The following is a 26,024-nucleotide window of genomic DNA, read 5'->3' as shown; positions in this document are numbered from 1 at the left end:
GCGTGTGAGATGCGTTCATCCCGTCTGGGCGCCTCTGCCGGCCATGACATCGGAGCTGGACTACCGACCGCTGGGCGGGAGCGGCCTCCGCGTGAGCGAGTACGCGCTCGGGACGATGACGTTCGGCGAGGACTGGGGCTGGGGCGCCGGCGAGGCCGCCTGTGCCGAGATGCTCGAACGGTACGTCGACGCCGGCGGGAACTTCGTCGACACGGCGAACAACTACACCGACGGGACGAGCGAGCGCATCGTCGGCTCCCTGCTGGCCGAACACGGCCGCGACCGGTTCGTCCTCGCCACGAAGTACACGCTCACGACGCGGCCGGACGACCCGAACGCGGGCGGGAACCACCGGAAGAACCTCTTCCAGACGCTCGAGGGGTCCCTCGACCGACTCGACACCGACTACGTGGACCTGCTCTGGGTCCACGCCTACGACGGTCTCACCCCCATCGAGGAGGTGATGCGGGCGCTCGACGACGTGGTCCGGCAGGGTCGAGTCCACTACGTCGGCGTGAGCGACGCGCCGGCGTGGTGGGTCGCCCGCGCCCAGACGCTGGCCGAGGAGCGGGGCCTCACCCCGTTCGCCGCGATGCAGGTGAAGTACGCGCTGACCGAGCGGACCGTCGAGCGCGAACTCCTGCCGGCCGCCGACGCGCTCGGGCTCGGCGTCACCGCGTGGGGGCCGCTCGACGGCGGGGTGCTGACGGGGAAGTATCTGGAGGGGGACGGCGGGCGGCTGGACCAGCAGGGCCGCGACCTGACCGACCACCAGCGGCGCGTGGCCGAGACCGTGGTGGCGGTGGCCGACGACCTCGACTGCACCCCGGCGCAGGTGGCGCTCGCGTGGGTCCGCGAACAGGGGGCCATCCCCATCCTCGGCGCGACGACGCCCGACCACCTCGAGGACAACCTCGGCTCGCTCGCCGTCTCGCTCACCGACGCGGCACGCGAGCGACTCGACGCGGTCAGCGCGGTCGACCTCGGGTTCCCGACGGCGTTCCTGTCGGACGAGTCGATACGACGGCTACTGTTCGGCGAGGTGGGGGACCGCGTCCGTTCGACGTGACCTACCGCTCCGCCGACCGCTCGTCCAGCCGGTCGCGCAACTGCTCGGCCACGGGCGAGAGGGACGCCGCGCCGAAGATGGCCACCAGCACCCCACCGAGCGAGTTGTAGAACAGGTCGAGGATGGTGTCCTCCAGCCCGTACTGCGTGAGGATGGTGTCCGCCCCGAGCAGGCCCGAGACGACGCTGATGTAGAACTCGAGGAGCTCCCAGATGGCGCCGAACGCGAGCACGAACAGCAGCATGAACGCGAAGAGGAACTTCGGCGGCATGGCGATGAACTCGGTGTGCTCGTCCAGTGCGCGGACGATGGCGTACGCGACGGCCGCCACCAGCGACGACGAGAGCGCGTGGGTCATGTGGTCCCACCACCACGTCGCGCTGTAGGGACTGAGGAAGTCGAGGAACGGGAGCGGGACGGTCCCGAACGCGTGCAGGAACATCGCGAGCGTGATCCAGAGCACGATGCCGACGCTCAGCGTGAAGTTGAAGTTGCGCTCCAGGACGGCCGGCAGGAACGTCACCCCGAGGCCCACGGCCGCGTTCATGATGACGCCCATGTTGAACTGCCAGATGCCGAGCAGCAGGATGCCGACCATCACGGCCTGCAGGACGCGGACGAGCTGTCCCTGCCGGCGTGGGGTCAGCCCGATGCGGGTGACGACGCTCACGCCACCACCTCCCCGGCCCGTTCGGCGGCGTTGGCCTCGAGCTGCCGGCGGAAGTACCACCGGAAGGCGAGGGCCGATACGAGGCTGGCGAGCAGCGCGGCGGTGAAGACGATCATCAGCTGGTCGTTCGTCTCGACGAACGAGGTGCCGAGCCAGCGGGCGGAGGCCGCCGAGCCGAGCGCCCAGAGGCTGGCGGTCCCCATCGTGGCGATGACGACGAACCCGATGGCGAAGTTCGGGGTCATCCGGACGGCCGTCGTCATCTGCAGGACGACGACGACGAGGATGGAGAGACCGGCGATCGCGGCGGCGAAGACGAAGTCGCCGACGAACGACGGCCCCAGCCCGGGGAGGAGGGCCACGCCGGCGAGGACGAGCATCGGCCACGGGACGGTCGAGCGCCACGACCCGAGCACGACCGCCGGGACGATGGCGACGGCCGCGGCGACACCCGCGACGGCCATCACGACGAGCGAACCGAACAGGAAGTGGAGTACCGCGGTCACGCCGAGCAGTGCCGTCACCACCCACGCGAGGATGGCGTTCTGTCTCGACTCCGCGACGAACCACTCTGACGGTAGTGATTGACTCATGACATTCGTTCCTTCGGGAAGATTCGGGCACCGTGAGCGTTCTCGTACCCACGAGACGAACTTCCCCGGATGCCTATCGGACCACCTGTAGCCTAATCATATATAGTCGGGCGCACGCCAACTCGGGGCCCGGACGGACCGTTCGGCGAGGGGGTCGAGCGGACCGGCGGGCGGCGGTCCGCGGAGGCGAGCCGAGTCGGGGGTCGGCGTCGGGGAGGCGGTCTCGTTGGTCTCGTTCTCGACGACCTCGAACAGGCGGTTCGGGTCCCGTCCGGTGGCGTCCGAGACCTGTTCGTCGATGAACCCGACGCGGACGAAGTGCTCGCGACCCGTCCGCTCCGAGAGGAGGTCGTCGAACGTCTGGGCGAAGTCGGGGGGTCGCTCGACGGTGGGCGGGAGTCCGACGAGGATGTCCACCCGCACCGGGAACTGGGCGAGGTACTCGAGAGCGCTGTACTCGACGTCGACCTCGAGCAGGACGATCTCGGCCTCGTCGACGGTCGCCTCGGCGAACACCGACTCGACGACCGCCCGGCTCTCGGTCCTGACGGACTCGGTCTGGACGGAGGTCCACGTGACGGCCCCGAGGACGACCGAGAGGAGGAGGATGGAGACGCCGATGATGGCGATACGGGAGGCGAGCCGGCGGCGCGACCCACGCACCTGTCCGAGGTCGATGGGCTGGAACCCGGAGAGGGAGAAGATGACGAGCGCCGAGATGTTGATGGCGAGCAGGTTGACGACGACCAGCACCGCCGCGGCGATGGTGACGAGCGGGAGGCCCCACGCGATGCCGAGCCCTGCCGTCGCGGCTGGGGGGACGAGTGCGACGGCGATGGCGACGCCGACCAGCGAGGAGCCGGCCCCGCGCATGATGCTGATGGCCCCCGCGATGCCGGAGCCGAGCGCGAGGAACAACGAGAGGAAGTTCGGACTGGTCCGCTCGGCAATCTGCCCCACCTCCGTGATGTCGAGGTCGGGCGGTACCAGTACCGTCTGCTGGAACACCCAGCCGAGGGCGGCCCCCACGAGGATGGCGACGACGAGCCCCGAGACCTGCAGGCGGACGCCGCGACTCGCCATCTTCGCGTCGTCGAGGACGGTGCCGACGCTGGCGGAGATGGCCGGCCCCATCAGCGGCGCCACCACCATCGCCCCGATGATGGTCGCCGCCGAGTCCAGCAGGAGGCCGGTGGTGGCGATGACGGTGCTCAACACGATGAACGCGAAGAACGTGGAGTTCGCCGGAGCGAGGTCCTGCGCGCGAGCGTGGAGTTCCTCGCGGGAGATGCGGAGGCCGGGGAACCGTGCTTCGAGCGCCGGGAGCCGCTGGGAGACGACTGTCTCCGTCGCGAGAACGATGGTGTAGCTGTCCTCGCGGATGCCCGCCTCGGAGAGTTCTTCCAGGACGGTCTCGACGCCGCCCGGCGGGACCGGGAACTGGACCATCGCCTCGAACTCCCCCCGACCGATCTCGGGAAACACGGCGCAGTCGATGTCTAGCTCGTCGAGGGCGGTGAGCACCGGGTCGATCTTCCCCTTCGGGACGAGAACCTGGACGAGTCGCATGGCGAATGGACGCCTCCTCGACGGTTATTTATGAACAGGGAAACCCCGATGAACGGTTCCATCCGTGAGAGGGTACGACGCGGCTCCCGGGCGCCACGGCGGTGGCTGGCGAGCGTTTCTCTCCGACTCACGGTGACACACGCAACCGGGAGTCGGCCCGGATTTTTGAGTTCATAACCAACACACGACCCGCCCTCCCACGGGTATGGAGCACGAGATCTCCTACAGTCCGTCGTTCTCGATGGTGACCGTCTCGCTCGACACGGGAGAGTCCATCCGGGCCGAGTCCGGCGCCATGGTGAGCCACGACAGCACCATCGACATGGAGACGAACGCGACCGGCGGGTTCCTGAAGTCGCTCACCCGGTCGTTCGGTGGCGAGAGCTTCTTCCAGAACACGTTCCACGCGCGGGCCCCCGGCGAGGTGCAGTTCGCCTCGGTGCTGCCGGGCGACATCGTCCACCGTGAACTGGAGGACGAGACGTTGTACGTCCAGTCCACCTCGTACATCGCGGGCGACCCGAGTCTCGACGTCGACTCGTCGTTCGGTGGGGCGAAGTCGTTCCTCGGCGGCGAAGGCCTGTTCCTCCTGAAGGCGACCGGGAGCGGCCCGCTGTTCATCTCGAGCTACGGCGCCATCCAGGCCATCGACGTGAGCGAACGCGACGACTTCGTGGTCGACACGGGCCACATCGTCGCGTTCGAGGAGAGCCTCGACTTCAGCGTCAGGCGCGTCGGCGGGCTGAAGTCCACGCTCGCCAGCGGCGAGGGGCTGGTCTGTAACTTCAGCGGCGAGGGGACCGTCTGGATCCAGACCCGGAGTCAGGGGGCGTTCCTCGCGTGGCTCATCCCGAAGCTCCCGCAGACCTACAGCAACTGAACGAGTCGGCCGAGAGGGGCACGGGTCCGGTTCGGTATAGACGGGAACGGCCAGCGCCGCCCAGCGGCGAGCGACAGCCCCCACCGCCAGTGTCTCGTGACTCGGTCGTCGAGGCCGACCCCGGGTAGGTCACACAAGTGTCAAGTTCTCCGCCGGCCTACCTGTATCGTTCCGGCGACCCGAGCCACCGGCGCCGGGGGGCCGACCGACCACACGACCATGCCCACCGACACCACCCGGTACTACTTCGTCAGCGACATGCACATCGGGGGCGACGAGGCCCTCGCGGAGGTGGAGTTCATGGACGAACTCCTCGAGTTCCTCCGTGACCTCGAACGGAGCGAGGAGGACGCCGAACTGATCGTCAACGGCGACGCGTTCGGGCTCTGGGAGTTCACCGAACTGGAGGGGATGGCGAAGTTCGACGCGCTCGTCGAGCGCTACCCCGAGCTGTTCGAGCAGTTGCGCGCCACCGGCGAGCGGGTTCCCATCACGTTCATGCCGGGGAACCACGACTACGAGCTGGCCTGCTATCCGGAGTACGTCGAGCGGCTGGCCGAGTACAACGTCACGCTGGAACAGGAGGTGGTCCTGACGCGCGAGGTGGCCGGTCGTACCATCTGGATAGAGCACGGCCAGCAGCGCGACCCGAACAACGAGAGCCCCGAGTTCGGGAACCCGTACGCGAACCCGCCGGGCTACTTCGTGAACCAGCACATCACGGGGCGGGCGGGACAGCTCTCGAAGCGGGGGAAGTTCAACTGGCTGAAGGACATCCAGTCGGTGACCCCGATGACCCAGATTCCCGACTGGATGACGTCGATGTACTTCTACCGGGAGATGAGTCCGCTGTTGCGGTACTCGGTGGTCCCGTTCCTCCTGCTGTTCCAGGTCAGCCTGCTCTACGTGTTCGTGTTGCTGCTCGACCTCTTCGGCGTCTGGTCGCTCCCGAACGTGCTGGTGAACGACGCGCTGCAGTGGCTCGGCGTCCTCGGGCTGCTCATCGACGTGGTGCTCGTCGTGAACCTCGTCGTCATCTTCCTGCTAGTGCTGCTGGCGATACCGCTGTTCTTCCTCGCCAGGGACGTCCGGCGGACGCTCGAACGGTTCGGGCTCGTCGGCAGCGACGACCCACAGGAGGTCGAGGACCGGTACACGCAGGCGGCACGCGAACTGTTCGCCGAGCACCCCGACGTGGCCGTCTACGTCTACGGCCACACGCACCGTGCCGCCGTCATCGAAGTGGACGACCGACTCGTCGTCAACACGGGCACGTGGCTGAAGCGGTTCCACCGCAGGTCGGTGCTGCTCGGTCTCCTCCCGCGGGTCTACTACCCGAGCTACCAGCTGAACTACGTCCGCATCTCCGAGGCGGACGGCGACGTCCTCGTCGAGTACGAGGTGGTACCCAAGGCGAACCCGCGGGAACTGACCCGGCTGGAGAGCCTGCTCACGCTCACGCCGGACACGGAGCCACCGATTCCGCGACGGAGCGTCGTGGTGGGCGCCGACGGCCCCGTCGAGTCCGACCCCGAGCCGACGGTTCTCGGCTAGCGGCCCGCGAGGGAGACACGGTCAGTCCACGTCGTCACGGTGTCGTAGTTTCCAGCGCCGGGAGGCGTTGCTGACCACTCCGCCCGAGTTCGTCCAACTGCGTCAGTTACGACTGAAAAAGAAAATCATGAATTTATGGCCAACGGAAACATTAATATCTGAGATATCGACCGGTTGTGCATGGTCAAATGGATGGCAGTACTGTATGGAATCGTCGCGGCGTTCGTCGTCGGGTTGGTCAGCGGACTCGGCCTCCCGTTCACGGACGCCACCCTCCCCACAATCGGGGCGGGGCTCACGGGCCTCGTGGCGGGGGCCGTCGCCGGCTACTTCGCCCGTGAGGGCACCGCGAGCGGCGCGCTCCACGGGTTCCTCGCGACGACCATCGGTGGGCTCATCGTCGGCCTGGTGTTGCTGGTGCTGGGCACCCTCGCGGCGGGCCTGTTCGGCTTCGGCGCCGCCATCGCGTTCCTCATCCTCGTCGCCGCCACCGGCATCCCCGGTGCCGTCGGTGGGGCCATCGGCGGGATGATGGCGCCCGAGGAGACGATGGCGGGCCGCCCCGCCGCCTGAACGCCGGCCGAATCGCCCACCGAACCGAACGCGACCGCACGTCCCGTTCTTCGGACCGCCCGCGCCCCCGAGTGGGCACCCCGCACCCGGTGTCGGGTCGTCAGTCTCCGATTCGACACGCGGGCTTATAGCCCACTGGTGGGTAGTCCAAGACGAGAGAATGACCGAATCGCGGTTCGTGTCGACGGTTCACGGCGTACTTTCGAGGAGACCACCGGGCGAGGCGACCGGCACTCGCACGTCGCGTGACGGCGACGCCGGGGAGGGGTGCTGATGTATCGCTCACGGAACGTGGCTCACCTCGCCGGCGCGACGGGCCTCCCCGTCCTCCTCGCCGGGTGGGGACTGGTCACGCTGCTGGTCGGGGGCGAGGTGACCGCCTCGACGTGGGCGCTGGCGCTGGGGCTCGCCCTCCCCCTGAGCGTCTTCCTGCTCGTCGTCGTGCGGGACCGGCCCCTGCTCGGGCTGGAGACGGCGTACGCCGCCGGCTTCGTCGGGGGCGTCCTCGTCACGACGGCCGGCTACCTCGGTCTCGCGGTGGTCGCGAGCGACGCGCTCCGGGCACTGGCGCGCGTCGGCGCGCTCGAACTGGTCGTCGTCGCGGCCGTGTTCGGGGCCGGCGGCGGTCTCCTGGCCTTCGTCGATGCCAAGTACGTCGACCGGCCACGGTCGGCGGTGTTCTTAGAGGCGGAGTACCTCGAGGATCCGAACGAGGGGTCGTAGGGAACGAGAACGGCGGCGAGCAGACGCACGGCTCGGGGCTGTCTCTTCGTCAGTGTCGAACCGAGAAGACGCGCCGGTCAGGCCGCCTCGCCGAGGTCGTCGACCCGCGCCAGGATGAGGTCGCGCAGGTCGTCGGCGTCCTCGATGCGGGCGATCTCGTCACGCTCGACGAGGGCAGTCCCGTCGACGTGGTCGCGTTTCGCCTCGTCGACGACGTAGAGCGACCGGGTGCGAGTCACCTGCCCCACGGAGGACATGATACGGGCGCGCTTCTCGGCGGTCTTGGTGAACGCGGAGTGGCCGGTCAGGACCGACACCTCGCGGCGTTGCTTGGCGTCCTCGCTGACGGCCTTGAACGGGGCCCGCGAGGTGGGGTGGACGTCGAAACCCACGCGCGTCAGGGCGACGACGACCGGGCGGTCGTCCGGGTCGGCCTCGGGATCCTCGGGGGTCGGGTCGGCCTCACGCACCTCCTCGGCCCCCTCGAGGACGTTCACGGGGGAGGTGAGCGGTCGCTCGAACACCTCCTCCAGTCTGGCCGCGACGTCGACACTCGCGTTCATCCCGTCCTCGTACTTCGAGACGGTGCGCCGGGAGACGCCGAGTTCCTTCGCGAGTCGGCCGAGCGACCACTCGCGCTCGGTACGGGCGTCGGCCAGTATCTCCTCGTCGATGTTGACGTACAGCCCACCGGGCGCGGCGTAGATGAGCGGCGGGACCCCCTCGACGAACAGGTCCATCGCGGTGTCCGGTGAGAGCACCGGCACCCCGTGTCGGAAGTAGGTGACGCCGGGTTTCAGGTCCTCGTCGCGGGTCCGGAGGCCGAGCACCATCGGCGTCGCGCCGAGGTAGGTGCCGAGGCGTCGCATCTCGGCACCGGTGGCGGCGTCGAACGCGTCGACGTTGGCGAGCACCTTCAGCAGGAGGACGTCCTCGCCACGACGGGCCGCGAGGTCGAACGACCGGGGCCGGATGGCACACCGGTCGCTCACCACGAAGCCGGCGTCCTCCAGCATCGCGGTCACGTTCTCGACCAGTGCGGACCGTGACATGGAGGTACGTAAGTGATTCGACGCTCATATGCGTTGCGCTCGCACGGAGTGCCGCTGTCGGGCGATTCGGGGTTTCGAGGGGTGTCGCATTGATATAGCGGGTCGGGGACACCCTTGCCTCGGGGTAGTCTCGCGGCCGCCGACCGGACACCGAAAGACGCCTACCCGCCGATCCGGAACGCCCACCTAGTGACCATCGTCGGCCTCGACGACACCGACTCGCGCGAACGCGGGATGTGTACCACGTACGTCGCCGCCCGGCTCGCCGAGCGACTGCGAGGCGAGGCCGCGGTCGAACGGTGCTGCCTCGTCCGGCTGAACCCCGCCATCCCGTACAAGACGCGGGGGAACGCCGCCCTCGCCGTCCACACCGACGCCGACCCCGAGCGCGCGTCCGACCTCGCTCACGAGGCCGTCGCCGGGGCCGCCGAGACCGACGACCCGAACACGAACCCGGGACTCGTCGTCGCGCCGGGCGCCCCCGTCGCGGTGCCGGACCCGGTCGTCGAGTTCTCCCGCCGGGCGCTCCGCGAGGAGCTCACGCGGGAGCGCGCCCGGGAGCTGTGTGCCGAGCACGGCTACCACGTCGAGGGGTGGAAAGCCGGCCGCGGCGTCGTCGGCGCGCTCGCCGCCGTCGGCGCGTGGCGGGCGTGGCAGGAGGGTGAGGAGGGGCCGACCTACGAGGTCATCTCGTACCGCGAGCGCGAGCGGTGGGGGACCGAGCGGGACGTGGATCTCGATTCGGTGTTCGACGCCGCCGACCGCGAGTATCCGACCGTCTGGGACACCGTCGACGCGGTCGAGGGGGAGGCCGTCTGCGTGCCGCACACGCCCGGACCGGTCCTGCACGGTATCCGCGGGGACGACCCCGACGCCTGCCGGCGGGTCGTCGACGCGATCGAGGGTGAACCGGTCGAGCGGCGCGAGACGTTCCACACGAACCAGGGGACCGACGCCCACCTCGCCCCCGGCCGCCTCGGCGAGACGGTCGACGGCCGCGGCTACCTGCTGGACGGGACCGTCGCGTCGCCCCCGGAGACGCGTCGTGGCGGCCACGTCTTCTTCGACCTCTCGGCCGGCGACGAGACCCTCACCTGCGCGGCGTTCGAGCCGACCAAGCGGTTCCGCGACCGGGTCCGGGCGCTCCGGGTGGGGGACGAACTCACCGCGGTGGGGGAGTACACCGCTCGCCGTCGTGACCGAGCCGGCGGGGGGAACACCGCTCGCCGTCGCGACCGAGCCGGCGAGGGGGACTCGACCGGCACCCTCAAGCTCGAGAAGTTCGCCGTCCGCTCGCTCGTCCGGACCGAACCCGTCAACCCCACCTGTCCCGACTGCGGCCGGCGGATGGAGTCCGCGGGGCGAGGGCAGGGCTACCGCTGTCGGGACTGCGGGACGAGCGCGGCGGAGAAGGCCGAGCGGCCGGTCGAGCGGTCGCTCGAACGCGGCTGGTACGAGGTGCCGCCGGTCGCCCGCCGACACGTCGCGAAGCCACTCGTCAGGGGTGGGTTCGACGCGCCGACACACCCGGAGCGCTGAGGCGGTCGCGCCGTCGGGTCAGTCGGCGCTCTGGGCGGTCGGCGCCGCCTCCGGCTCCGGCTCGGCCGACGGGGCGAGTGCCTCGCGCGTGGTCGGCGCGAGGCTGTTCTCGACGGTGCGGCCGTCGCGTTCGCGGACGACGACGCCGTCCTCCTCGAGTCGCTGGAGGTGGTGCGTGACGGTGGAGGGGGACTTCCCGAGTTCGTCCGCGAGGGCTCCGACCGACGCAGGTTCGAGCCGTCGGAGCGCGTCGACCAGCGGGGCCGTCGCCTCGTCCGAGAGCGCCGCCAGCAGCTCCGGGTCCTGCGTGAACGCGGGGAACAGCCGCTTGCGGCCACGGACCGCCACGCGCATCAGCATGTCCTCCTTCTGGAGCACCCGGACGTGGTAGCGGGCCGTCGAGAGGTTCACGTCGGCCGCCTCGGCCACCTCGGTGATGGGGCGGCCGGGGTCGGCCTCCACGGCGTCCATCACGGCCGCGCGGGCCTCGTTCTCCAGCGGGTCCGAGTCGTCGTACCGGGAGTAACGGAAGAACGTGGCGATGCGGAACAGGCGGTCGAGGACGCCCGCGCCGGCCCGCCGGACGGCGTTCGCGCCGCCATAGCGGGCGATGGCGGCGGCGCTCCGACCCGCGCCGGTCCCGGTGACCGCCGAGCCACGGAGCAGGACCGTCCCGGCCGCGGCGGCCGCCCCCACGGCGAGGCCCGCGCCGGCCGCGGCCTGCCCGGTGACGGGGATGGACCCCGAGACCGGTTGCGGGGCCAGTGCCGCCAGCGTCCCGGTCGCCCCGTTACCGCCCGACGGTGCGGGCGTCGGCTCCCCGGCGGCTGCCGAGGAGTCGCCGTCGGGGGAGGTCGAGTCGCCCGTCTCGACGGCGGCCGAACTGTCCTCGTCGCCCGCGGGCGTGGTCCCACTCCCGTCGTCGAGTGCCGACAGCGTCGTGCCGTCGGTGGTCTCGAGCGTCGACCCGGAGACGAGGGTGTCGCCGACCGTCGTCAGCAGGCCGTCCTCACCGACGACGGTGTCGGTCGTCTCCGTCACGCCCGAGACGGCCGTGGTCGTCGTCTCCGTGAGCCCACCGGTGAGCGCGCCGGTCACCTCTGCGAGTTCGTCCGAGAGCGCCGACCCGTCGCTCGTCTCGCCGGTGTCCGAACGCCCGTCCTCGGTGCCCGAGGTGTCCGTCTCCGTCGAGGCGTCGGAGTCCGTCGACAACAGGCTGGTGTCGCCGTCGACGGTGAGCAGCGACCCCGAGTCGGTGGTGTTCGTCACCGCCTCGCCCGTCTGATTCGTCGTGTTCGAGACCGTGTCCATCGTCGAATCGGTCGTGTCGGAGACGGTGTCGGTCACCGCGTCCGTCGTCGACGTGTCCGTGGTGTCGGAGACGGTGTCGGTCACCGTATCCGTGGTGTCCGAGACAGTGTCGGTCACCGTGTCCGTGGTGTCCGAGACAGTGTCGGTCACCGTGTCCGTCGTGGAGTCGGTCGTGTTCGTCAGCGTGTCGGTGACGTTGGTGTCGTTGCCGTCGAGCGGCGCTGCGGCCCCACCGGTGCCCACCGCTAGCAGAGACAGCGAGAGCGCGCACAGGCCCAGCGTGACGAGTGCGACCAGCACCACTCGCGGATCGTCTGACCCCACGGTCGATCTGGTTCAAGCAGGACGCTACAGCGATATAAACGCCGGGGTGTGGACGACCTGCGTGTCCCCCAGTCTGCCGCTGGTTGCTCTTGATAGGCCGGCTATACCCGGAATTCACGCGTGACACACCGACGCACATTTGGACGGTGTTGCGAGAATCCCTTTTAGGAGGTCGACTGAACGCACTGGTACGCGATGACAGACGACGAAGACACGACGCGCTTCTCCCGGCGCACCTTCATGAAGGGTGTCGGCCTCACCGCCGCGGCGGCGATGGTCGGGTCGACCCCCGCGAGTGCCGCACACCCCATCGACCTCCGGTTTCTCAACTGGCGGGCCGTGGAGGCCCGGAAGGTCTGGGACCGTGGGTTCCGTGGTCGGCGCGACCGGACGCTGGCACTGACCGACTCCGGCGTCGAGGCCCGGCACCCCGACCTCGGGCCGTGGAACGGCGTGACCGCCCAGCTCGTCGAGGACTCGAACGGCGACACCGAGTTCAAACTGCTCGAGCGGACGGGACCCATCCCCTCGGACCCCAGCGCGGACGAACTGCAGGAGGGCTTCGGCACCCCTAAGGACCCCGAGGAGGTCGACGTGTTCGGCGACCCCTCGAACAAGACGTTCGGCTGGTTCAACCGCGACTCGCGCTACGGTCTCTACCAGAAACCCCGCGACGACAACGGCCACGGGACCCACGTCTCGTCCATCATGGCCGGCTCCGGCCGGGCGAGCACCATCGACTCGGAGAACGCCGAGGTGGACGAGCCGGACGCCACGCTCCTCCCCGGCGAGTTCCGCGAGTACACGGTCGAGGCCAACGCCGGCGAGAGCGTCTTCGCCAGCGCGTTCGGGGCGAACGTCAACGTCTACATCGTCGACGCCGACGGTCGCGAGATCGCCCAGTCCCCGGTCCGGAAGGACTCCATCGTCGTCGAACAGCCCGTCGAGGCGGCGGGCACCTACACGGTGCAGGTCCGGCCGCGCGAGACGGAGCCGGCGACCACGGGCGCTGGCGAGCAGGCGACGGCCGGCGTCCCCACGGCGGGGACGCTCGACCGCATCGCCTACGGCACGACGTACGAGACACCCACCGAAGCCGTGGCGAACGCGGAGGGCGTCGAGGTCGTCGGCGAGGGTGTCCGGGGCGGCGACAGCACGGACGGGCAGTACGCACTCCACCCCGGCGTGGCGCCGAACGCGGGTGTCGTCGGCCTGCAGGGCCTGAGCGACCCGACGGTCGCCCTCGGGAACTTCGGCGAGGAGTTCAAGGAGACGTTCAACATCCGCTCGGTCAACATGTCGTGGGGGCCGCTCCAGGGCGTCCCGCTCGGACAGGTCGAGCAGTTGGGCAACCGGGCCGACGTCCGCCGTATCACCGAGGCGGGGATGCTCGTCGTCGCCTCCGCGGGCAACTCCTTCACGCCCGCGAACGGGAACGGCGGGCCGGCGGCGGCCGACGAGGCCATCTCCGTGGTCGCCACGGACCCGTTCGACGGCATCTCGACGTACTCCTCGGGCGGTATCGGTGGACTGGACGAGACGAGCGACGACTCGGCGGAGTCGAACCCGCTCTACCTGAAGCCGGACGTGACCGCGCCCGGTGGCGACGTCGGTCCCGACTCCGCGGCGCTCATCGGTGTCGGCACCGTCACCGGCACGGTCGGCGGCGCGGCCCCGCTCCCCGCGGGCGTCGGCTACCCGGTCCCGTCGACCTTCGAACTCGCGCGGGCCGCGAAGAACGGCTCGTCGACGACCGCCGACAGCGAGACCCCGCGAGACTACACGGACAAGGCCGGTACCTCGATGTCCTCACCGTACACGAACGGCGTCGCCGGCCTCGTCGCCGAGGCGATGGAGTTCGGCGGCGACGACCGGCCCGCGGTGCTCTCGCTCCCCGAACCCGTCGAGACGGGCGAGGACGACGTCTACCGGCTGAAGCAGGTCCTGCTCTCGACTGCGAGCGAGACGGCGTTCACGGCCGCCCCGTACCACCTCGGCCAGAATCCCGGGAAGGCCCCCACCTACGACTTCGGCGGGCGCGACCCGTTCGAGGGGTACGGCCGGGTGAACCCGGACGCGGCCGTCGACGCGGTGACGCGCGACCTGACACCGGAACTGGTCGACCCCGACCCGAGCGACGACGAGGCCGTCGTCGAGGGCACGACCACCACCGAGGAGGAACTCGGCCTCTACGTCCCCGAGGACTCGCGGGCCACCGCGGGCTACGTGACGGTGCCGGCGGGCGGCACCCTCACCGCGAGCGTCACGCTCTCGCATCTCGCGGGCGGCAACAGGGGTCTCGCGGCGGGCGATCCGCACGTGGACCTGTTCGTCTACGACCCGGCCGCGACCGAGCGGGGCGAACCCGCCATCGCCGGCCGCGCCAGCGGGCTGACGGGCACCCCGTCGGTGTCCGTGAGCGCGCCGGCCGCCGACGGGGAGGACGCCCCCACCGAGAGGACGTACGTCGTCGTCGCGAAACTCGTGAACGTCCCGGGCTGTGTCAACGGGATGGACGTCCGGGGTCACTTCGACCTCGCGGTCGCGGTGTCGGCCGCGGCTGGTGCCGCCGGCGGCCTCACCGTCGAGGCCGGGAGCCGCGCCGACGACGGTACCCTGTTCACGGCCGGCCAGACGAACCAGGTAGACGTCGTCGTGAACGCCCCGAGCGAGGCCGCCGAGGTCCGGGACGTGGTCCCCGGGTCGTGGACCGTGAAGGCCGACCTCTCGGACGACGTGGCACGGGTCGAGCAGCCCGGCGACAGCGGCCCGCAGTACGTCTACTTCGAGACGCCGGCCGAGGGCGAGGAGACGTCCTACACCTACTTCGCGGAGGCACCGACCGGCCTGCAGGAGTCGAACGCCTACACGTTCGGCCCGGCCGAGGCGCAGCCGGTCGACACCGACGACGCGGCGCCGTGGACGGCCGTCCCGAACACCACCTCGGGGGACAAGTTCGTCCTCGGCGTCTCGCAGAGCGGCGAAGGGTTACCGGGTGCGGGCGACCTGCCGAGCCCCTGAGCGGGGGTTCGGCGGTCGACGCTGGCCCGACGGACGTGGTCGGCCACGACTGAACCCCCGGCTCAGCACGGGGCCGGCCGCCCGGCAACGACCGCGACGAGAGAAAGAGGTATAGCGGGGCACTCCGTGGCCCGGGCAATGAGCGAGGCAGCGGAGACGCGCGAATCCATCATGGAGGCGACGTTCGAGGCGCTCGCCAAGCACGGCTACGCCGGGCTGACCATCCAGACCATCGCCGACGAGTTCGAGAAGTCGAAGTCGTTGCTCTACTACCACTACGACACGAAGGAGGACCTGCTGGCGGACTTCCTCCGGTGGATGACCGACGGGTTCGTGGCGGAGGTGGAGCCGGTCACGGACGGCGACGTCGAGGCGCGGCTCGACACCACCCTCGACCTGCTGTTGCCGCGCGACCTCGACACCGAGGGGCGTGCCATCCGGACGGCGCTGCTCGAACTCCGGATGCAGGCACCCCACCACGAGGCGTACGCCGACCGGTTCGCCGCGCTCGACGCACAGCTCGAGTCGACGCTGGAGGCCACGCTCCGGCGCGGCGTCGAAGAGGGGATCTACGACGTGGACCCGGCACGCGGGGCGCGGCTCCTCACGGCGACGGCGAACGGCGAACTGCTCCGTGTCGTCACCGGCGAGACCGACGCCGCCGACGCACGCGCGGTCCTCGACGCCCTCCTCGAGCGGTTCCGCACCTAATCGTTCTCGTCGCCGAACTCGGCACGACCGCTCGTGGCGCTCCGGACGCGGTCCCTGAACGCCGCGGCGGCTCGTGTCGGGACGCGCGCGTCGAAACTGACCCGCGCCTCGTAGGTCGCGTCGAACTCGCTGGCGGTCGACTCGACGAGACCCCGGACGGTCCCCGAGTCGTCGTAGTCGACCACGATCCGGACCCGTTCGTGTGGCACCTCGGTGGTCACGCCGGCGTCCTCGACGGCCAGTTTCGCGGCCTGTCCGTACGCCCGGACCAGGCCGCCGACGCCGAGGTTCGTCCCGCCGTAGTACCGCGTGACGACCACCACGACGTTCTCGAGGTCCTGTCCCGAGAGGACGTTCAGTATCGGTTTCCCGGCGCTCCCGGACGGTTCGCCGTCGTCGGAACTGTACTCGCGGAACGGGTCGGCCCGGACCCGGTAGGCGGGGACGTTGTGGGTGGCGTCGGGGTACTCGTCGCGGACCGACGCGACGAACGCCTCGGCCGTCTGCACGTCCGGCGCGGGCGCGGCGTGCCCGAGGAACTCGGACCCATTCACGACGAACTCGGCGCGCCCCCGGCCGGCGAGGGTGCGGTAGGCGTCCGGGTCGTCGTGGGCGTCGGGCGCGTCGCTCGGGTCGGCCATCGGGCTACTCCAGTTCGATCTTCCGGACGAACGGGGCGGCCCGTATCTCGTTGATGAGGTCGCCCGGCAGGGGGTCGCTCACGACGATGTAGAGTTTCGGCTCCTCGGTGAACTCCGGGTCCTCGCTGATGATCTGTCGGATGGAGACCCCACGCTCGGCCAGTCTGCCGGTCACGTCCGCGACGATGCCCGATTCGGCCTCGTCGACCACCGAGACGGTGAGGACGGTCATGTCGAGGACGGGCGCGAGGCTCTTCAGCGAGGGGATGGCGGAGATGTTCTGGAAGATGCGCCGGAGCTGGTCGTCCTCGAGGATGGCGTCGGTGGTGGCGTCGACGACCCGGCGGTCCACGTCGATCTCACGGGCGATGCCGGTGTTGGGGATCTCGATGCCACCCGAGACCACCCGACCCTCGTCGTTGACGGAGAAGCCCCGCTCCAGCAGGAGCCGGACCACCGCCCGCTGGGAGGGGGAGTCGGCGAACTTCTCCATTATCGCCTCGAACATCTCGCTGGTCATCTACTCGCTCCGGAGTGTGTCGGGGGACGTGATATGACTGCTGGTGTCCCGGAGGAATGTGGGTCCGCCGGCCCTGTCGAACTGCTCGGCGACGGATCGGAGACGGGCGTGACCACGGAGGGCGTGTACCGCACGGCCGTCGGAACTGCCGATACCCCGGGAGTACCCAGTCGTTGTGACGGATCGACTACCGGAGCCGTGTCGAACCCACGCCGATGGACATTCTGTAGTATATCCCACTATAGAATAGACATTCGACTATTCTATCTCGCCGGTTCGAAACAGATACCCAAGCCTTAACCGTGGGAGGGGGTTCCGTCTACTCGCAATGGCAAACGGTAAGGTTGATTTCTTCAACGACACTGGCGGCTACGGTTTCATCACGACTGAGGACGCGGACGAGGACGTTTTCTTCCACATGGAGGACGTTGGCGGCCCCGATCTCGAAGAAGGACAGGACGTCGATTTCGACATCGAACAGGCCCCCAAGGGCCCCCGCGCGACGAACGTCGTCCGCAACTAATCTGGAGTTTCGGTCGTCGTCTCCCGACGGCGAGCTATCGACTCGATTCTTTCGACTGCTACAGCCGGTAGCCGGGGCCGTGAGCACGACCGCCCCGTTCGAACGCTCTCGGAACGCGTAAGCCCCGGGGGATAGCGGGCCGCTACGCACCGTCCCGGACCGGTGAACAACGACCTTTGGAATCGGTCGCGTCCTCCGAACATGGCACTCCCATTTCGTCGAGAGTCGAGCGAGACGGACCGGATGCTCGCGTTGAGCGACGGCGTCATCGCCATCGCCATCACGTTGCTGGTGCTCGAGATCACCGTCCCGGAGATACCCGCGGGGAGCCCGCTCTCGGTGCTCCCGGACCTCGTCTTCGCCCAGTGGCACGAGTTCTTCGGCTTCGTCCTGAGCTTCCTCGTCATCGGGTCGTACTGGGTCAACCACCGTCGCATCTTCATCCACATCGAGCGACACGACGCCGGGATCGTGTGGCTCAACCTCCTCTTCCTCCTCATGGTGGCGTTCATCCCGTTCGCGTCCAGTGTCTTCGCGACGTATCCGGACCAGTTCGGCATCATGTTCCTGTCCGGAACGCTCACGCTCACGGGTCTCACGCTCGCGCTCCTCTGGTCGTACGCGTCGCGGAGAGAGCTCCTCGAGGAGGGGCTCGGCTCCCGGGCCGTGGAGATCCAGGCAGCGAGGTTCCTCGCCTCCCCGTTCGTGTTCGTCCTCTCGATACTCGTCACCGCGTTCGACCCCGGTCTCGGTATCCTGACCTGGTTGCTCCTGATCCCCATCAACGGCGTGCTCCAGTCTCGCCTGGCCGAGAATCTCGAAGAGTCCGACGGCGAGTCCGAGGTCGAGGCCACCAGATGAGCACCCTGTAGCGACGACGGGTCGGACCCCACGCCACCGTGTTCGCGCCCTGCATTCAGCACGGCCGTCGAGACGTATCAGCAGGTGGGAAGCGACGGGAGCAGCGCGCTCCGCGCTCGCCCGTTTCGTGGCCTCCCTCCCGCTCGCCTCGACGTGGCCTCACTTCGTTCGGCCACGCTCTCGATACGCCCGATGGGCTTACGTTCGGTCCCCGTGACCGTCCGGATATGCGAGAGGTCAGAGCCTGTGACTTCTGTGGCGAGGCAGCCGCCGGCGTGTTCGAGGTGCTCCCGACCGGCGTCGCCGGCGACGAACCGAAGCGGATGGTCCTCTGTGGCGCCTGCGAGGAGACACTCGCAGGCGTCGTCGACCCCCTCCTCGACGCCCGCCCGGCGGCCGACGAGCCCCTCGTCGCCGAGGCCGAGCCGACGGGCGACGGCGAGATGGCGAGCGAGGCGGCGGCCGAGAACCACGACGGCGTGAGGGAGACGGAGGACGAGGACGCGGCGGCCGACGTCGACGCGGTTTCGGACGACGACGAGGACGTCCACGAGGCCGGTGGTCGACCGACCCGGAACCGCAGCGGGACGCCGAAGGGCTACTCGAAGGTGATGCGGTTCCTCGAGGGCCGCGAGTTCCCGATGGAGCGCGAGGCGGCCGAGGAGATGGTCGCCGAGGCGTACGAACTGGACCCGGCGACGGTGTCGGCGGCCATCGACCACGCCGCGAAGCACGGCCGGGTGCGGGTCGCCAGCGGGAAACTGTTCCGGTAGCCAGCACCACCGAAAGCGGTCGCTACGGGTCGGTTATGCAGGTCTTAGGGCCACGAATGAGCTGAATAACTATGTCTCGACCCGGTGACGCTCGGGCCATGTCCACTGCCGCGACCGGCGACGACTGGGAGCGCACCGACGGGTCGGCCCTGACGGAGGACGGACTGGTCGCACGGGTCGTCCACTACGAGTCCGGTGACGAGTTGACGCTGTTCCCGGCGGCGGCCGACGACGTCTCGCTGATGTCGCGGTGGCTCACCGCCGACGAGGGGTCGTGGGTCGAACTCGACGAGATGCGCTGAGTCGGCTCAGAGCTCGCCCTTCGTACTGGGGGTGTCGGTCCGTCGCTCGTCGACGCGGGTGGCGTCGTCGAGCGCCCGGGTCAGGCACTTGAACAGCGCCTCCACCTCGTGGTGGGCGTTGCGGCCCTCCACCTCGGCGTGGAGCGTCACGTTCGCGTGCATGGCGAACGACTCGCAGAAGTGCCGGGCCATGTCGCTCGTGAACCCCCCGATGGTGGGCTGTGAGAACTCGCCGCTCCACTCGAAGTAGGGGCGCCCGGAGATGTCCAGCACGACGCCGGCGACCGCCTCGTCCAGCGGCACCCGGCGGTCGGCGTAGCGCACGATGCCGCGCTTCTCGCCCAGCGCCTCGTCGAACGCCGCGCCCAGCGTGATGGCCACGTCCTCGACGGTGTGGTGGTCGTCCACCTCCAGGTCGCCGTCACAGCGCACGGTCAGGTCGAACAGGCCGTGCGTGGCGAACGCCGTCAGCATGTGGTCGAAGAAGCCGACGCCTGTCTCGATGGTCGCGTCGCCCTCCCCGTCGACGTCGAGGGTCACCTCGATCTCCGTCTCACCCGTCTCGCGGGTGACGGCGGCCGTCCGGTCGGTCATACCCGGCGTTTTCGGCCCGCGGCCAAGACCGTTGCGCTCGTGAGAGGAGGGGGGCGTGCCGGGGCGCCCCGTCTGACGGGCGGGACACGGCGGTCTGACTGGGACTTATGTCGTGTGTGACCTAAGCACACGACTCGCATGAGTTCGAGGTACCTGCTGCGGACGGGGCTGGCACTCGCGGCGCGACTGGCGCCGAAACTGTCCGCGACGACGCCAGCCGGGGCGCTCTGCGCGATGGCGCTGGTGTACGTCAGCGTCCGGCGCTAGCGCGGCGGTTCAGACCTCGTCGGCGGCCGCCTGCGCCTCGCGGAGCGTGAACTGCCCCTCGTAGAGCGCCGTCCCGACGACCACCGCACTCGCGCCGGCCCGCTTCAGCGCCCGGACGTCCTCGAGCGTCGCCACGCCACCCGAGGCGACGACCGGTATCGAGACGGCCTCGACCACCGCCCGGACCGGGGCCTCGCGCACGCCCTCCAGCTGCCCCTCCACGTCCACGTCGGTGAACAGGATGCCGCCCGCCCCCAGTTCCTCGTAGCGAGCGGCGGCCTCGGCGGGGTCGAGACCGGTGCCCTGGGTCCAGCCCGAGACGACCACCTCGCCCTCCTTCGCGTCCAGCGAGACCAGCACCGAGCCGGGGTGGGTCTCGCTTATCTCGACGACGACGTCGGGGTTCTCGACCGCGGCGGTCCCGAGGATGACCCGCGAGAGGCCCCGGTCGAGCAGGTCGCGGGCGCCCTCGGCGGTTCGGATGCCGCCCCCGAGCTGCAGGTCCACGTCCACGGCCTCGCGGATGGCCTCGACCGCCGGTGCGTTCACGCGCTCGCCCTCGAACGCGCCGTCGAGGTCGACGAGGTGGAGCGTCTCGGCGCCCGCCTCGACCCACCGCTCGGCGGCCTCGACCGGGTCGCCGTACCGCTTGCCGGTCCCTCGTTCACCGCCGACGAGCTGGACCACCTGCCCCTCCTGCACGTCGACCGCGGGGACCACCTCGAACCGTTCGAACATGGGCGGGTGTCGGTGGGTCCGGGCTAAGGGGTTGCCGGTCCGTGGTGAGAGCGGGGGACGGCGTGGCTGCCGCCTGCTACCGAGCCACGTTCCGAGCGCCATCGCTTAAGTTCGGCCACCCCGAACCCCCGGCAGTGATAGACCCGCTCATCGGTGCCGGCCTCCTCGTCGCCGTGTTCGTCGGATTCAACATCGGTGGCTCGTCGACGGGCGTGGCGTTCGGGCCCGCGGTGGGGAGCAACACCGTCTCGAAGGTGGGCGCGGCCGTCCTGATGACGATATTCGCGCTGGCCGGCGGGTGGGTGTTCGGCCGCGAGGTCGTGAAGACGCTGGGTGGCGACCTCGTCCCGCAGGGGGCGTTCGACCCCACGGTCACGGTGGCGGTGTTGCTGTTCATCGGCCTCGCGCTGTTCCTCTCGAACGTGGTGGGGGTGCCGGCATCGACCTCGATGACGGCGGTGGGGGCCATCGCCGGCCTCGGGCTCGCTCGCGGGAACCTCGCCATCGGGACGATGAGCGAGATCGTCGTCTGGTGGATCGTCTCGCCCATCGCCGCGTTCTGGGTGAGCGCGGTGGTCGGTCGGTACTTCTATCCCCGGCTGGTCGCGTGGTTCGCCGTCACGCAGACGAAGGGGTCGCTGCTCGCGCTGGACCGGTCGGGGACGGTCCCCCGACCGGAACTCGGGCCGAACACGACCCCGCGCGAACTCGTCGGGACGACCCTCGTCGTCGCCATCGCGTGTTACATGGCGTTCTCGGCTGGGGCGTCGAACGTCGCCAACGCCGTCGGCCCGCTGGTGGGCAACGGCACGCTCTCGGTCGAGGAGGGGGTCCTGCTCGGTGCGGGCGCCATCGGCCTCGGCGCGTTCACCATCGCTCGCCGCACCCTCGACACGGTCGGCAACGACCTGACGGAGATGCCGCTGATGGCCGCGCTCGTCGTCGCCACCGTCTCCTCGACGCTCGTGACCTTCCTCTCGGCCATCGGCATCCCCGCGAGTTTCGTCATCATCGCGACGATGAGCATCGTCGGTCTCGGCTGGGGCCGGGCGACCCGGACGGTCACCATCTCGGACTCCATGCGGGGGGAGTCCCCGCGGGTGTCGGTCGGGGCGCTGGCGGCCGAGTCGGCCGACGCCCCCACCGTGGGTGGCGACGGCGGGATGCCCACCGAGGAGCCGAAACCCATCGGCGAGGAGGAGGACGCCGACATCCCGGCCGCCTCGGACCTGTTCGAACCCGGCACGACCGCGCGGGTCATCATCCTCCAGAACGCCGTCCCGGCGGTGGCGACCGTCGTCGCGTACGCCGTCTTCGCGTTCGTACTCTGAACCGGGCATCGCCCGCTCGTCGTGTCACGAGAGTTTGACGCGCCAAAAAACCAACAGCAAGACCTTTCATACCGGCGCGAGTACCCCACGGTGATGCCCACGGTAGAATACCTCAACTACGAAGTGTTAGACGACCACGGCTGGTCGCTCGACGACGACGACCTCTTCGACAACGCGGCCGACGCCGGCCTCGACGCCGAGGACTACGGGTCGCTCGACGTCAACGAGGGCGAGTACATCCTCGAGGCTGCCGAGGCCCAGGGGTACGACTGGCCGTTCTCCTGCCGTGCCGGCGCCTGTGCGAACTGCGCGGCCATCGTCAAGGAGGGCGACATCCAGATGGACATGCAGCAGATCCTCTCGGACGAGGAAGTGGACGACAAGAACGTCCGCCTGACGTGTATCGGCTCCCCGACGGCCGACACCGTCAGGATCGTCTACAACGCGAAGCACCTGGACTACCTCCAGAACCGCGTCATCTGAGCCTGCCACGTTTCGAACTGACGCGACTGGCGTACTGAATCGGTTCACTTTCCTCGCGATGGACGACCGAGGTCCGGAGCGACGCGTCCGTCGGCCGACGGTCCCCGAACCCGGACGTCGGTACGTTTATCTGAACAGGTGCTAAATCGTTCAACCATGTCGCAAGAGACGGACCGCCTCCGGCGGTACATGACACAGCAGGTCGAGGACTGCTGTGCGGCCGACGTCGAGGCTCGTATCGAGACCCTGCGGGGATACCAGTCGGGCGTCGGGGCGACGCTCGATGGCGACCTCGCCGCGCTGAAGACGCTCGGCGACGAGACCCGCCACCGCATCGCCCGTCTCCTCGTCACGGCCGGGGAGGAGCTGTGTGTCTGTGAGATAACGCCTGCCGTCGACGTGAGCGACAGCGCCACCAGTCACGCGCTCTCGGACCTCCACGACGCCGGGCTCGTCACCCGACGCAAGGAGGGGCGGTGGCGCCACTACGAGGCGACCCCGCGGGCCGAGGCGCTGCTGGGCGCGCTCGACGAGACCCGGGGTGACGGCCGGTGAGCGACGCCGAGCCCGTCCGCGTCGCGTTCGTGTGTGTCCAGAACGCCGGCCGCTCGCAGATGTCGACCGCGTTCGCCGAGGCCGAGCGCGACGCCCGGGGCCTCACCGACATCGTCGAGATACTGACCGGCGGGACGCACCCGGCAGACCACGTCCACGAGGCGGTCGTCACCGTGATGGGCGAGGCGGGGTTCGACCTCTCCGGGAACGTCCCCCGGGAGATAGCCACCGAGGAACTCGAGTCGTGCGACTACGTCGCCACGATGGGCTGTTCGACACTGGAACTCGACGCCGATGCGTCCGAGGTCGACGTCCGCGACTGGGCACTGGCCGACCCCGACGGACGGCCGCTCGACGAGGTCCGCGAGATTCGTGACGAGGTTCGGGCGCGTGTGAGCGCCCTCTTCGACGAGATCGAACGGGAGGTGCTGCCGAGTGCCTGAGTCCGGCTCGGAGGGTGACTCGGGCGCTGCGCTCGCTCCCGAGACGCAGCGCCGGCTCGTCCGCGAGCGGTACGGCGCCATCGCGACCAGCGACGACGGGGAGGACTGCTGTTCGAGTGCGGCGTGCTGTGACCCGGCGGCCGCGCCGGGCGGCGAGGGGACCCGCGAACGGGGCGAACTGCTCGGCTACTCGACGGACGACCTCGACAGCGTCGAGGCGGGGGCGAACCTCGGCCTCGGCTGTGGGAACCCGAAGGCGCTCGCCTCGCTCGCTCCCGGTGAAAGCGTCCTCGACCTCGGCTCCGGTGCGGGCTTCGACTGCTTCCTCGCCGCCCAGGAGGTGGGCGAGGCGGGCCGCGTCGTCGGCGTCGACATGACCCCCGAGATGGTCGAGCAGGCGCGGGCGAACGCCGCCGCGAACGAGAGCGAGAACGTGGAGTTCCGCCTCGGGGAGATCGAACACCTCCCGGTCGCCGACGGCACCGTGGACGTCGTCATCTCCAACTGCGTGGTGAACCTCTCGCCGGACGAGGCGCAGGTGTTCCGGGAAGCCTTCCGCGCCCTCCGGGCTGGGGGCAGACTCGCCATCTCCGACGTGGTGCTGACGGCACCGGTGCCCGACGACGTGCGCGCCGACCCAGACTCGGTCGCGGCCTGCGTGGCCGGTGCCTCCACCATCGGCCGGCTGGAGGAGCTGCTGGCGGACGCCGGGTTCGAGGACGTCGAGGTCACCCCGAAGGACGACAGTGACCGGTTCGTCCGGGAGTGGGACGACGACCGGGACCCGAGTGCGTTCCTCGTCTCGGCGGCCATCACCGCCCGGAAGCCGCACGCGGAGCGCGGCGAGGGAGCCTGACCGTGGCCGTCTCGGAGCTGTGGGCGGTCGGGATGCTGCTGGCAGCGTTCGCGGGCGGCGCGTTCGGCGCGAGCGTCGGGGCACTCCCCTCGTTCTCGCTCGCGGGGCTGCTGGTCGTCGTCGGCGAACTCTACCGACTCGTGGGGAAGACGCTGGGTGCGGAGACGCTCCCGGTCGACATCACGGGGTCGGTCGCCTTCGGCGTCGTGCTGGGTCCCCACGTCGCGTTCGGTGGGGGAGCGGCGGCGCTGGCCTACGCGACGAAGCGGGGCTACCTCGACACCGACTTCGACTACCACCAGGCGAAGGAGGTGACCCGCGGCCTCGGGAGCGAGCCCGACGTCCTCGCCGTCGGGGGGCTGTTCGGCGTCGTCGGCTACTGGATCGCCACGCTCTCGGCCAGTCTGGCGATTCCGGTCGACCCCGTCGCACTGGGTGTGGTCGGGTCGGCGTTCGCACACCGCCTCGCGTTCGGCTACAGCCTCGTCGGTGCGCGGCCGAGCCAGTGGTTCGACATGGGGCCGTTCGAGCGCCGGACGACCGGCGGTGAGGAACCGGTCGCCGACGGCGGGCGCCGGGTCGAACCGTGGCTCCCCTACCAGTACCGGTGGGGGAACGTCCTGACGCTCGGGGTGGTCGTCGGCGTCCTCGGGGCGTACGTGGCGTGGCTCACGGCGAGTCCGTTCCTCGCGTTCGGTATCAGCGTCGTCGCGCTGGTGTTCGTCAACGCGGGCGTGGCCGAGATACCGGTGACACACCACATCTCGCTCCCGGCCAGCACGGCGGTGCTGGCGCTGGTCGACGCGCCGGTCGGGGCGCTGACACCGACGCTCGTCGCGGGGACGGTGCCGCTGTCGGTCGCGTTGCTCGTCGGGGCCGGGTTCGGCGTCCTCGGGGCGCTGTTCGGCGAGGTGTCACAGCGCGTCCTCTACGCCCACGCGGAGACGCACCTCGACCCCCCGGCCGCGAGCATCGTCGTCACATCACTGTGTCTCGGGCTGCTCGCCATCGCGGGGGTCCTCCCGTCGGCGGTGTGGGTACCGCTCCCCTGAGCCGACTGGCCCTGCGACCACAAGGCACAATCATCGACCCCACCTACGGTCGGTATGCGCCGTCGCGCCCTCCTCGCCTCCCTCGCCACCGGCACCGTCGTCGGGAGTGCCGGCTGTCTGACCACGCTCGGCCTCGCCGAGCGGGGGCCCATCACCGGGAAGTTCGTCGTCCGCGTCACCGACACGTCGACGGGGAACCTCTTCATCGAGACCGTCGAGGGCGACCGGCAGGTGGCGCCGGAACACGAGGACCAGTTCCCGACGGAGGGGCGCGTCTTCGTCTCGCAGGACCTCCACCGCGACCTCCTGCGCCGGTACCGCGACGTGCAGTACCGGGTCCGTCACGAGTGCTGTGAACCGGCCCGCAGGCCGCGGGTGTCACGGGGGGACTTCAACAGCCTCGGGCTGGGCGACACGGCCTCGCTCTCGTACTCCGAGAGCGGCGACCGGGCGACGGTCGTGAGCGTCTCGCAGGCGGACGCGGAGTGAGTCGGTC

General features: G+C 69.9%; 29 protein-coding genes. 20 read left to right on the top strand and 9 right to left on the bottom strand.

Annotation, left to right across the window (positions count from 1 at the left end):
* The first annotated feature begins 43 nt into the window (after positions 1-43).
* On the top strand, positions 44-1,069 hold the full coding sequence (locus tag N0B31_RS18200) for an aldo/keto reductase (protein WP_260593033.1): 1,026 nt from the start codon (positions 44-46) through the stop codon (positions 1,067-1,069).
* 1 nt (position 1,070) lies between these two features.
* Here N0B31_RS18200 and N0B31_RS18195 read toward each other — a convergent pair whose 3' ends face one another.
* The 3 genes from N0B31_RS18195 to N0B31_RS18185 form a co-directional block, all read right to left on the bottom strand.
* On the bottom strand, positions 1,071-1,739 hold the full coding sequence (locus tag N0B31_RS18195) for a DUF2238 domain-containing protein (RefSeq protein WP_260593032.1): 669 nt from the start codon (positions 1,737-1,739) through the stop codon (positions 1,071-1,073).
* Positions 1,736-2,332: a hypothetical protein gene (locus tag N0B31_RS18190; RefSeq protein ID WP_260593031.1), complete on the bottom strand. Its 597-nt coding sequence runs from the start codon at positions 2,330-2,332 to the stop codon at positions 1,736-1,738. The genes N0B31_RS18195 and N0B31_RS18190 overlap by 4 nt, the downstream gene beginning before the upstream one ends.
* Positions 2,333-2,428: 96 nt before the next feature.
* The gene (locus tag N0B31_RS18185) at positions 2,429-3,901 is read right to left on the bottom strand and encodes a TIGR00341 family protein (RefSeq protein ID WP_260593030.1); all 1,473 of its coding nucleotides are present in this window, start codon (positions 3,899-3,901) and stop codon (positions 2,429-2,431) included.
* 205 nt (positions 3,902-4,106) lie between these two features.
* Here N0B31_RS18185 and N0B31_RS18180 point away from each other — a divergent pair, with 205 nt between their 5' ends.
* From N0B31_RS18180 to N0B31_RS18165, 4 genes are all read left to right on the top strand, one after another.
* Positions 4,107-4,781, top strand: coding sequence for a TIGR00266 family protein (locus tag N0B31_RS18180; protein ID WP_260593029.1), 675 nt, complete (start codon positions 4,107-4,109; stop codon positions 4,779-4,781).
* A 219-nt stretch (positions 4,782-5,000) separates the two neighbouring features.
* The gene (locus tag N0B31_RS18175; protein ID WP_260593028.1) at positions 5,001-6,335 is read left to right on the top strand and encodes a metallophosphoesterase; all 1,335 of its coding nucleotides are present in this window, start codon (positions 5,001-5,003) and stop codon (positions 6,333-6,335) included.
* A gap of 180 nt (positions 6,336-6,515) precedes the next feature.
* Positions 6,516-6,908, top strand: a complete 393-nt coding sequence (locus N0B31_RS18170; RefSeq protein WP_260593027.1) for a DUF5518 domain-containing protein — start codon at positions 6,516-6,518, stop codon at positions 6,906-6,908.
* Positions 6,909-7,181: 273 nt separating this feature from the next.
* Positions 7,182-7,631 (top strand): hypothetical protein, encoded by a 450-nt coding sequence (locus tag N0B31_RS18165; protein WP_260593026.1) that lies wholly within the window; start codon positions 7,182-7,184, stop codon positions 7,629-7,631.
* Positions 7,632-7,708: 77 nt separating this feature from the next.
* Here the strand turns inward: N0B31_RS18165 and N0B31_RS18160 are convergent, their stop codons facing one another.
* Complete coding sequence (locus tag N0B31_RS18160) at positions 7,709-8,683, bottom strand: transcriptional regulator (RefSeq protein ID WP_260593025.1); 975 nt, start codon at positions 8,681-8,683, stop codon at positions 7,709-7,711.
* 189 nt (positions 8,684-8,872) lie between these two features.
* Between N0B31_RS18160 and N0B31_RS18155 the strand changes: the two genes are divergently transcribed.
* Complete coding sequence (locus tag N0B31_RS18155; protein WP_260644020.1) at positions 8,873-10,222, top strand: tRNA(Ile)(2)-agmatinylcytidine synthase; 1,350 nt, start codon at positions 8,873-8,875, stop codon at positions 10,220-10,222.
* A gap of 18 nt (positions 10,223-10,240) precedes the next feature.
* Here the strand turns inward: N0B31_RS18155 and N0B31_RS18150 are convergent, their stop codons facing one another.
* The gene (locus N0B31_RS18150; protein ID WP_260593024.1) at positions 10,241-11,857 is read right to left on the bottom strand and encodes a winged helix-turn-helix transcriptional regulator; all 1,617 of its coding nucleotides are present in this window, start codon (positions 11,855-11,857) and stop codon (positions 10,241-10,243) included.
* A gap of 195 nt (positions 11,858-12,052) precedes the next feature.
* Between N0B31_RS18150 and N0B31_RS18145 the strand changes: the two genes are divergently transcribed.
* Positions 12,053-14,878, top strand: coding sequence for a S8 family serine peptidase (locus tag N0B31_RS18145; protein WP_260593023.1), 2,826 nt, complete (start codon positions 12,053-12,055; stop codon positions 14,876-14,878).
* 138 nt (positions 14,879-15,016) lie between these two features.
* On the top strand, positions 15,017-15,589 hold the full coding sequence (locus N0B31_RS18140) for a TetR/AcrR family transcriptional regulator (RefSeq protein ID WP_260593022.1): 573 nt from the start codon (positions 15,017-15,019) through the stop codon (positions 15,587-15,589).
* Here N0B31_RS18140 and N0B31_RS18135 read toward each other — a convergent pair.
* Positions 15,586-16,230, bottom strand: a complete 645-nt coding sequence (locus tag N0B31_RS18135) for an IMPACT family protein (protein WP_260593021.1) — start codon at positions 16,228-16,230, stop codon at positions 15,586-15,588. The genes N0B31_RS18140 and N0B31_RS18135 overlap by 4 nt on opposite strands.
* A gap of 4 nt (positions 16,231-16,234) precedes the next feature.
* Complete coding sequence (trpY, locus tag N0B31_RS18130) at positions 16,235-16,738, bottom strand: TrpY family transcription regulator (RefSeq protein ID WP_260644019.1); 504 nt, start codon at positions 16,736-16,738, stop codon at positions 16,235-16,237.
* A gap of 340 nt (positions 16,739-17,078) precedes the next feature.
* Between trpY and N0B31_RS18125 the strand changes: the two genes are divergently transcribed.
* The 4 genes from N0B31_RS18125 to N0B31_RS18110 all read left to right on the top strand — a co-directional run bounded on the left by N0B31_RS18125 (position 17,079) and on the right by N0B31_RS18110 (position 19,209).
* The gene (locus N0B31_RS18125) at positions 17,079-17,273 is read left to right on the top strand and encodes a cold-shock protein (RefSeq protein ID WP_260593020.1); all 195 of its coding nucleotides are present in this window, start codon (positions 17,079-17,081) and stop codon (positions 17,271-17,273) included.
* A 201-nt stretch (positions 17,274-17,474) separates the two neighbouring features.
* Complete coding sequence (locus N0B31_RS18120; RefSeq protein ID WP_260593019.1) at positions 17,475-18,134, top strand: TMEM175 family protein; 660 nt, start codon at positions 17,475-17,477, stop codon at positions 18,132-18,134.
* 227 nt (positions 18,135-18,361) lie between these two features.
* The gene (locus tag N0B31_RS18115) at positions 18,362-18,907 is read left to right on the top strand and encodes a DUF8528 domain-containing protein (protein ID WP_260593018.1); all 546 of its coding nucleotides are present in this window, start codon (positions 18,362-18,364) and stop codon (positions 18,905-18,907) included.
* 98 nt (positions 18,908-19,005) lie between these two features.
* Positions 19,006-19,209, top strand: a complete 204-nt coding sequence (locus N0B31_RS18110; RefSeq protein ID WP_260593017.1) for a DUF7511 domain-containing protein — start codon at positions 19,006-19,008, stop codon at positions 19,207-19,209.
* Between the two features lie 6 nt (positions 19,210-19,215).
* Here N0B31_RS18110 and hisB read toward each other — a convergent pair whose 3' ends face one another.
* On the bottom strand, positions 19,216-19,803 hold the full coding sequence (gene hisB / locus N0B31_RS18105) for an imidazoleglycerol-phosphate dehydratase HisB (protein WP_260593016.1): 588 nt from the start codon (positions 19,801-19,803) through the stop codon (positions 19,216-19,218).
* A 138-nt stretch (positions 19,804-19,941) separates the two neighbouring features.
* Between hisB and N0B31_RS18100 the strand changes: the two genes are divergently transcribed.
* On the top strand, positions 19,942-20,070 hold the full coding sequence (locus N0B31_RS18100) for a hypothetical protein (RefSeq protein WP_260593015.1): 129 nt from the start codon (positions 19,942-19,944) through the stop codon (positions 20,068-20,070).
* A 9-nt stretch (positions 20,071-20,079) separates the two neighbouring features.
* On the opposite strand, the gene hisA is transcribed toward N0B31_RS18100, so the two are convergent.
* A complete protein-coding gene (hisA, locus tag N0B31_RS18095) occupies positions 20,080-20,808 on the bottom strand; it encodes a 1-(5-phosphoribosyl)-5-[(5-phosphoribosylamino)methylideneamino]imidazole-4-carboxamide isomerase (RefSeq protein WP_260593014.1) in 729 nt (242 codons plus the stop codon).
* A gap of 134 nt (positions 20,809-20,942) precedes the next feature.
* On the opposite strand from hisA, the gene N0B31_RS18090 reads away from it, so the two are divergent.
* The 7 genes from N0B31_RS18090 (at position 20,943) to N0B31_RS18060 (ending at position 26,017) form a co-directional block, all read left to right on the top strand.
* Positions 20,943-22,139 (top strand): inorganic phosphate transporter, encoded by a 1,197-nt coding sequence (locus N0B31_RS18090; RefSeq protein WP_260593013.1) that lies wholly within the window; start codon positions 20,943-20,945, stop codon positions 22,137-22,139.
* Positions 22,140-22,232: 93 nt separating this feature from the next.
* Entirely contained in the window at positions 22,233-22,622 is a 390-nt protein-coding gene (gene fer / locus N0B31_RS18085; protein WP_260593012.1) for a ferredoxin Fer, read from the top strand.
* 156 nt (positions 22,623-22,778) lie between these two features.
* Positions 22,779-23,177 (top strand): ArsR/SmtB family transcription factor, encoded by a 399-nt coding sequence (locus N0B31_RS18080; protein WP_260593011.1) that lies wholly within the window; start codon positions 22,779-22,781, stop codon positions 23,175-23,177.
* A 59-nt stretch (positions 23,178-23,236) separates the two neighbouring features.
* Positions 23,237-23,620, top strand: coding sequence for an arsenate reductase/protein-tyrosine-phosphatase family protein (locus tag N0B31_RS18075; RefSeq protein ID WP_260644018.1), 384 nt, complete (start codon positions 23,237-23,239; stop codon positions 23,618-23,620).
* On the top strand, positions 23,613-24,476 hold the full coding sequence (gene arsM / locus N0B31_RS18070) for an arsenite methyltransferase (protein ID WP_260593010.1): 864 nt from the start codon (positions 23,613-23,615) through the stop codon (positions 24,474-24,476). Before N0B31_RS18075 ends, arsM begins: the two co-directional genes overlap by 8 nt.
* 2 nt (positions 24,477-24,478) lie before the next feature.
* Positions 24,479-25,528, top strand: coding sequence for a DUF7973 family transport facilitator (locus N0B31_RS18065; RefSeq protein WP_260593009.1), 1,050 nt, complete (start codon positions 24,479-24,481; stop codon positions 25,526-25,528).
* Positions 25,529-25,582: 54 nt separating this feature from the next.
* Positions 25,583-26,017 carry a hypothetical protein gene (locus N0B31_RS18060; RefSeq protein ID WP_260593008.1) on the top strand — a complete coding sequence of 145 codons (435 nt, stop codon included), beginning with the start codon at positions 25,583-25,585 and terminating at the stop codon, positions 26,015-26,017.
* Positions 26,018-26,024 lie beyond the last annotated feature (7 nt).

It is taken from the genome of Salinirubellus salinus (genome assembly GCF_025231485.1).
Taxonomy (GTDB): domain Archaea; phylum Halobacteriota; class Halobacteria; order Halobacteriales; family Haloarculaceae; genus Salinirubellus; species Salinirubellus salinus.
This window is presented reverse-complemented; position numbering and strand designations above follow the sequence as displayed.